Genomic DNA, 4,713 nt, shown 5'->3' on the forward strand with positions numbered 1-4,713 from the left:
TTTTATCTTCTATAGAATAAACCTCTAATTCACATCCATTTTTTATAAATTCTTCATATATCTTATTTACTATATACTTGGTATTACCACTTCCACTAAAATATAAAATAATCCCTTTCAAAACAAAGTCCCCCTATTATTAAATAATATTTTTCAGATTTACACCAAATCCTATTTTACATTATATAATAATTGTAATTTTTTGGGAATTATTTTAATATTTCATTTTTCATCCTATTTTCTATAAATCTACCATAATATTTGATTTTTCTTTATATCTCCAAAAAAGAACAGCTGATATTAACACTATTCCACAAATAATTGTATATTGTATAAATAATGGATTAGATATACTTCCAAAAAGAATAATTAATGAACCTATAGTTGCCAATATAGGGTTGATCTTTCCCTTCCATAACCCCTTAACTTCATTATCCATTCCCATCTTAAATACCTTAATATACAATAATATATACATAACATAATTTATTGTAATAGATATTTCTGAAATATCACTGTTTGGAAGTAAACTATACTTTTGAGTTATAAAGTGTATTAATAAACATACTAATGATATTATAAAGGAAACTATTGCAGAATTAACTGGCATACCTAATTTTTCATTAATAACCTTTATTTTTTCTGATTTAGGGAACATCCCTCTTAAAGCTAAAGAATAAGGAAGTCTAATATGTCCCATAACCAATCCATTAACTGTACCTAGTATTGATACTACTACAAAAGTAAGAACCATCTTTGCACCCCATGGTCCAAATAAAGTATTTGCTGCTAAATCAACATGAGCATCACCTAATGCCATAACCTTTTCTGGCCCAATTAGTACACTTATACCTATAAAGTATAAAACATAAATAGCAAGTATAAATAATGGTGCAACTACTAAGGCTTTAGGTAAATTTCTTTTAGAATCTTTAATTTCATGTCCTATAGATGTAGCAATTATCCAACCATCAAAAGAAAATGCTATAGGCGCTATAGCAGCTATCCATGTTGCAGATTTCATATGTACAATTTCATTCATTGATAATGATTTTGGATCACCAAAGAAAATACCAGCAATAGCTATTAAAATTAGTGGTATTATCTTAATAACTGTAGATAAGTTTTGAAAATATCCTCCAAGCCTTGCAGAAAGAATATTTAATATGTAAAAAATAATAATTGCTCCAAATCCAATAGATGTATGAAGAGTTAGTCCACCATCTATACCAAAAAGCATACAGATATATATTCCTGAAACCCAAGATACAACTGCAATTAAACTTGGGTAGTATAAAAAGGTATGAAACCACCCGAAAGCACAGGCAACTGAAGAATTATATGAATTTTCAGCATAAGTTATTATACCTCCTGCTTTAGAATCTCTAGATGCTAATTCTGAAATAGTTAAACTTCCAAAAATTATACCTAATGCAGCTATACAAAAAACTATAACTCCTAAGCTAATGCTTCCATTCGTAGCAATAAGTATATTATCACTTTTAAAAAATATACCAGAACCTATTACAATTCCAACTATCATTCCTATGGCTGTAAATAAACCATATTCATTTTTTTTCATAATTTTCACCTCTTTTGTAATGTCTAAAATTAAAATGCCAAATTTCTATGTACACTATATCATATATGGAGTAAAATAAGAATAAAAAATTATTAGAATTAAAACTATGTTCAAACATTCATTAATACAATAATTAAAAGGTATTAAGATAATTATATTAAATTTATTTATTGGGAGATTATTATGAAAATTTCTTTGATTTACTACTTAATTTTTATTAATATCATATCTTTTTTAACTATGTTTGTAGATAAAAAAAAGGCTATAAAAAGAAAATGGAGAATAAAAGAAAGTACCTTGTTTTTACTTTCAATTATTGGAGGTAGTCTTGGTGTACTATTAGGAATGTATTCATTTAGACATAAAACTAAACATATAAAATTCACTTTAGGAACTCCTTTAATTCTTATAGTACAAGTTTTATTATTTTTATTTATTATATATTAGGAGGGGTTATGTTTATAGAAGTAAATAATATAAAGTTATATTATGAAAAAGTAGGAAGTGGATATCCAATTATTTTGCTTCATGGTAATGGGGAAAATCTTCATATTTTTGATACCACAGTTAATATATTAAAAGATTTCTTTACTGTTTATAGTATTGATTCTAGAGGGCATGGAAAAAGCTCCCCTGTTTCAGAGTTACATTATGATGAAATGGCTGAGGATATTTATCACTTTATTTATAAACTTGAATTAGACAAGCCAATCCTATATGGATTTAGTGATGGTGGCATTACTGGACTTCTACTCTCTATAAAATATCCTAATCTTTTATCTAATTTGATTATTAGTGGTGCAAATATAAATCCGAATGGGTTGCAGAAAAAGCTGCTTATACTTTTTAAGATAATTTATAAATTTAAGAAAACAAAAGAGTATAAATTAATGTTAGAAGAGCCTAATATAACTATAGATATGTTGCATAAAATTACTACACCTACATATATAACCGTTGGTAGTAAGGATGTAATTAGAAAAGATCATACAAATCTTATACATAATAATATACGTGACAGCCAATTGAAAACTTTTGACAATGAAGACCATGGTAGCTATATTATAAATAGTTATAAGATTGCAGAGTACCTATTAGAAATATTAGTTACGATACATCAAAAAAAGTAGATTCATATATTAGAATCTACTTTTCTATTTAAATTAAGTTAATTTAATTGACTTAATTAAATATATTTCATATCTTATTAAATTAATTATACTTCCCCTTTAACAAATAAATTTGAAGTGATAAAATATGACGCTAATACTAATGTAAAAACTATAAGAGCAATTAATATAATTACTATATTGCTGCTTATATCAATTTGTGGTAATAAGTTTACTAGCTCAGTTGAAAATACCATTGGAAATACTGTTAGAAATACTAATGCAATTCTCGCCTTTTCAAATCCTAGTAATAGTTCCAGAGGAATTAATAAAGTCATCATAAATATTCCTATTCCAGCTAATATTAACATAAGGGCCCATAATGGAAAAGTTGCTTCACTACTGATTATATTAAAGTTTATCATAATAAGGTATAGTACAGCTGATATCCCCATAGATAGTAAAGTATTTATAGCTACAAAAATATATTTAGATATAATATATTCATTAATCTTAATAGGTAAAGAATAGACTAAGTAATTTACTTTGCTTTTTTCTTCATAAAAAGCGGAGTTATAACAAGTTGCCATTATAAATAGTGCTCCAGCAAAAGAAAGCATATTAGGTTCCATAATAACCATAAAAATAGCTATTCCTATTATTAAAGCCATATATTTTTTTAATGCAAATACAGTTTCAAACTGTAACAATATTAAATTAATAATCTTTTTCATATTACTTCCTCCCTGTATAGTAAAGCATTATATCTTCTAAGTTTGCTCTTTCATAAATAACTTCATTACCAAAGATATCAAAAGCTTTATTCTTATTATTTGTAAGGCCTTCAAAGTTATATCCTGTAGATTTTACTGATATCAACACCTTCTTTGTATCTTCATCTAAAAGCTCCTTCTTACCCTTTACAATTGAATGAGTTTCTAATATATAATCTTTTTCCCCCTGAAGAATTACTTGTCCTTTATATATAAAAATTATATAGTCAGCACACTTTTCTAAATCACTAGTTATATGAGTAGAGTAAAATACTGTATTTTCATCCTCTTCCATCTGTTCTTGTAAAACTTCTAAAAATTCACTCCTAACAACTGGATCTAAATTTGCTGTAGGCTCATCCATTATTAAAACTTTAGGTTTTGTAGCTAAGGCCATAGTAAGTTCGAATTGTTTCTTTTTCCCCTTAGATAACTTTCCATAAACTAATGATTCATCTAAGCCAAATTTTTCTGTAAGTTTTTTATATAAAGTTTCATCCCATTTTTTATAGAACCTTGAAACTGTCTTTTTTATATTTTTAAGTTTACTTTCTTCTAAAAACCCACAAGTCTCACCTACAAAAGCTAAAGTTTCTTTAATATCAGTATTAGTTCTAATATCTTCTCCTAACACTAAAATTTCACCTTTATCTGCTTTTACCATATTCATAATAGCCTTAATAGTAGTTGTTTTTCCTGATCCATTAGGTCCTATAAAACCTGTAATAAAACCTTTTTTCACTACTAGCTCATTAATATCTAGTTTAAATTTATTGTAGCTCTTTTCTAATCCCTTAATTTCAATAGCTTCCATATCTATACCTCCTCATATAAGCTTTTAACAATATCAATAGTTTCTTCTAAAGTTAATCCTATTGCTTTTGCAGAAATTATTGTTTCTTCTAACTTATTCTCTATTTCATACATAGCAACTTCTCTAAGTCTCTCATTATTAGCTTCAGCAACGAAAGTTCCCTTTCCTACTACTGTTTTTATAAAGCCTTCTTTTTCTAATTCCTCATAAGCTCTTTTAGTAGTTATTATACTTACTTTTAATTCCTTAGCTAAAGTTCTAATAGAGGGCAGAGGCTCTCCAGGTTTTAATAACATATTTACTATTTGATTCTTTATTTGACTTTCTATTTGTTCATATAATGGCACTTGTGAAGAATTACTAATTATAATATTCAACTTTTCACCTCCAAGTGTATATCAAGTGTATATATACTCTATATACATATATTATTAC

At 26.6% G+C, this 4,713-nt stretch carries 6 protein-coding genes; 2 read left to right on the top strand and 4 right to left on the bottom strand.

The window, feature by feature from the left end; translation table 11 throughout:
• Positions 1–241 precede the first annotated feature (241 nt).
• The gene (locus E6248_RS13390; protein ID WP_316341291.1) at positions 242–1,582 is read right to left on the bottom strand and encodes an APC family permease; all 1,341 of its coding nucleotides are present in this window, start codon (positions 1,580–1,582) and stop codon (positions 242–244) included.
• 183 nt (positions 1,583–1,765) lie between these two features.
• Here E6248_RS13390 and E6248_RS13395 point away from each other — a divergent pair, with 183 nt between their 5' ends.
• Positions 1,766–2,029, top strand: coding sequence for a DUF1294 domain-containing protein (locus E6248_RS13395; RefSeq protein WP_316341292.1), 264 nt, complete (start codon positions 1,766–1,768; stop codon positions 2,027–2,029).
• 8 nt (positions 2,030–2,037) lie between these two features.
• The gene (locus tag E6248_RS13400) at positions 2,038–2,712 is read left to right on the top strand and encodes an alpha/beta hydrolase (RefSeq protein ID WP_316341293.1); all 675 of its coding nucleotides are present in this window, start codon (positions 2,038–2,040) and stop codon (positions 2,710–2,712) included.
• A gap of 86 nt (positions 2,713–2,798) precedes the next feature.
• Here E6248_RS13400 and E6248_RS13405 read toward each other — a convergent pair whose 3' ends face one another.
• From E6248_RS13405 to E6248_RS13415, 3 genes are read right to left on the bottom strand one after another with little or no spacing between them, the layout of a single operon-like run.
• On the bottom strand, positions 2,799–3,425 hold the full coding sequence (locus E6248_RS13405; RefSeq protein WP_316341294.1) for an ABC-2 transporter permease: 627 nt from the start codon (positions 3,423–3,425) through the stop codon (positions 2,799–2,801).
• Position 3,426: 1 nt separating this feature from the next.
• Positions 3,427–4,278, bottom strand: coding sequence for an ABC transporter ATP-binding protein (locus tag E6248_RS13410; RefSeq protein WP_316341295.1), 852 nt, complete (start codon positions 4,276–4,278; stop codon positions 3,427–3,429).
• A gap of 2 nt (positions 4,279–4,280) precedes the next feature.
• Positions 4,281–4,655, bottom strand: a complete 375-nt coding sequence (locus E6248_RS13415; RefSeq protein WP_316341296.1) for a GntR family transcriptional regulator — start codon at positions 4,653–4,655, stop codon at positions 4,281–4,283.
• Positions 4,656–4,713: the final 58 nt, after the last annotated feature.

This window comes from Clostridium sp. (genome assembly GCF_032552055.1).
GTDB lineage: Bacteria > Bacillota > Clostridia > Clostridiales > Clostridiaceae > Clostridium.

Coding starts and splice junctions, on each gene's coding strand:
- E6248_RS13390 (WP_316341291.1), bottom strand. CDS start 1,582: ATGAAAAAAAATGAATATGGTTTATTTACAGCCATAGGAATGATAGTT.
- E6248_RS13395 (WP_316341292.1), top strand. CDS start 1,766: ATGAAAATTTCTTTGATTTACTACTTAATTTTTATTAATATCATATCT.
- E6248_RS13400 (WP_316341293.1), top strand. CDS start 2,038: ATGTTTATAGAAGTAAATAATATAAAGTTATATTATGAAAAAGTAGGA.
- E6248_RS13405 (WP_316341294.1), bottom strand. CDS start 3,425: ATGAAAAAGATTATTAATTTAATATTGTTACAGTTTGAAACTGTATTT.
- E6248_RS13410 (WP_316341295.1), bottom strand. CDS start 4,278: ATGGAAGCTATTGAAATTAAGGGATTAGAAAAGAGCTACAATAAATTT.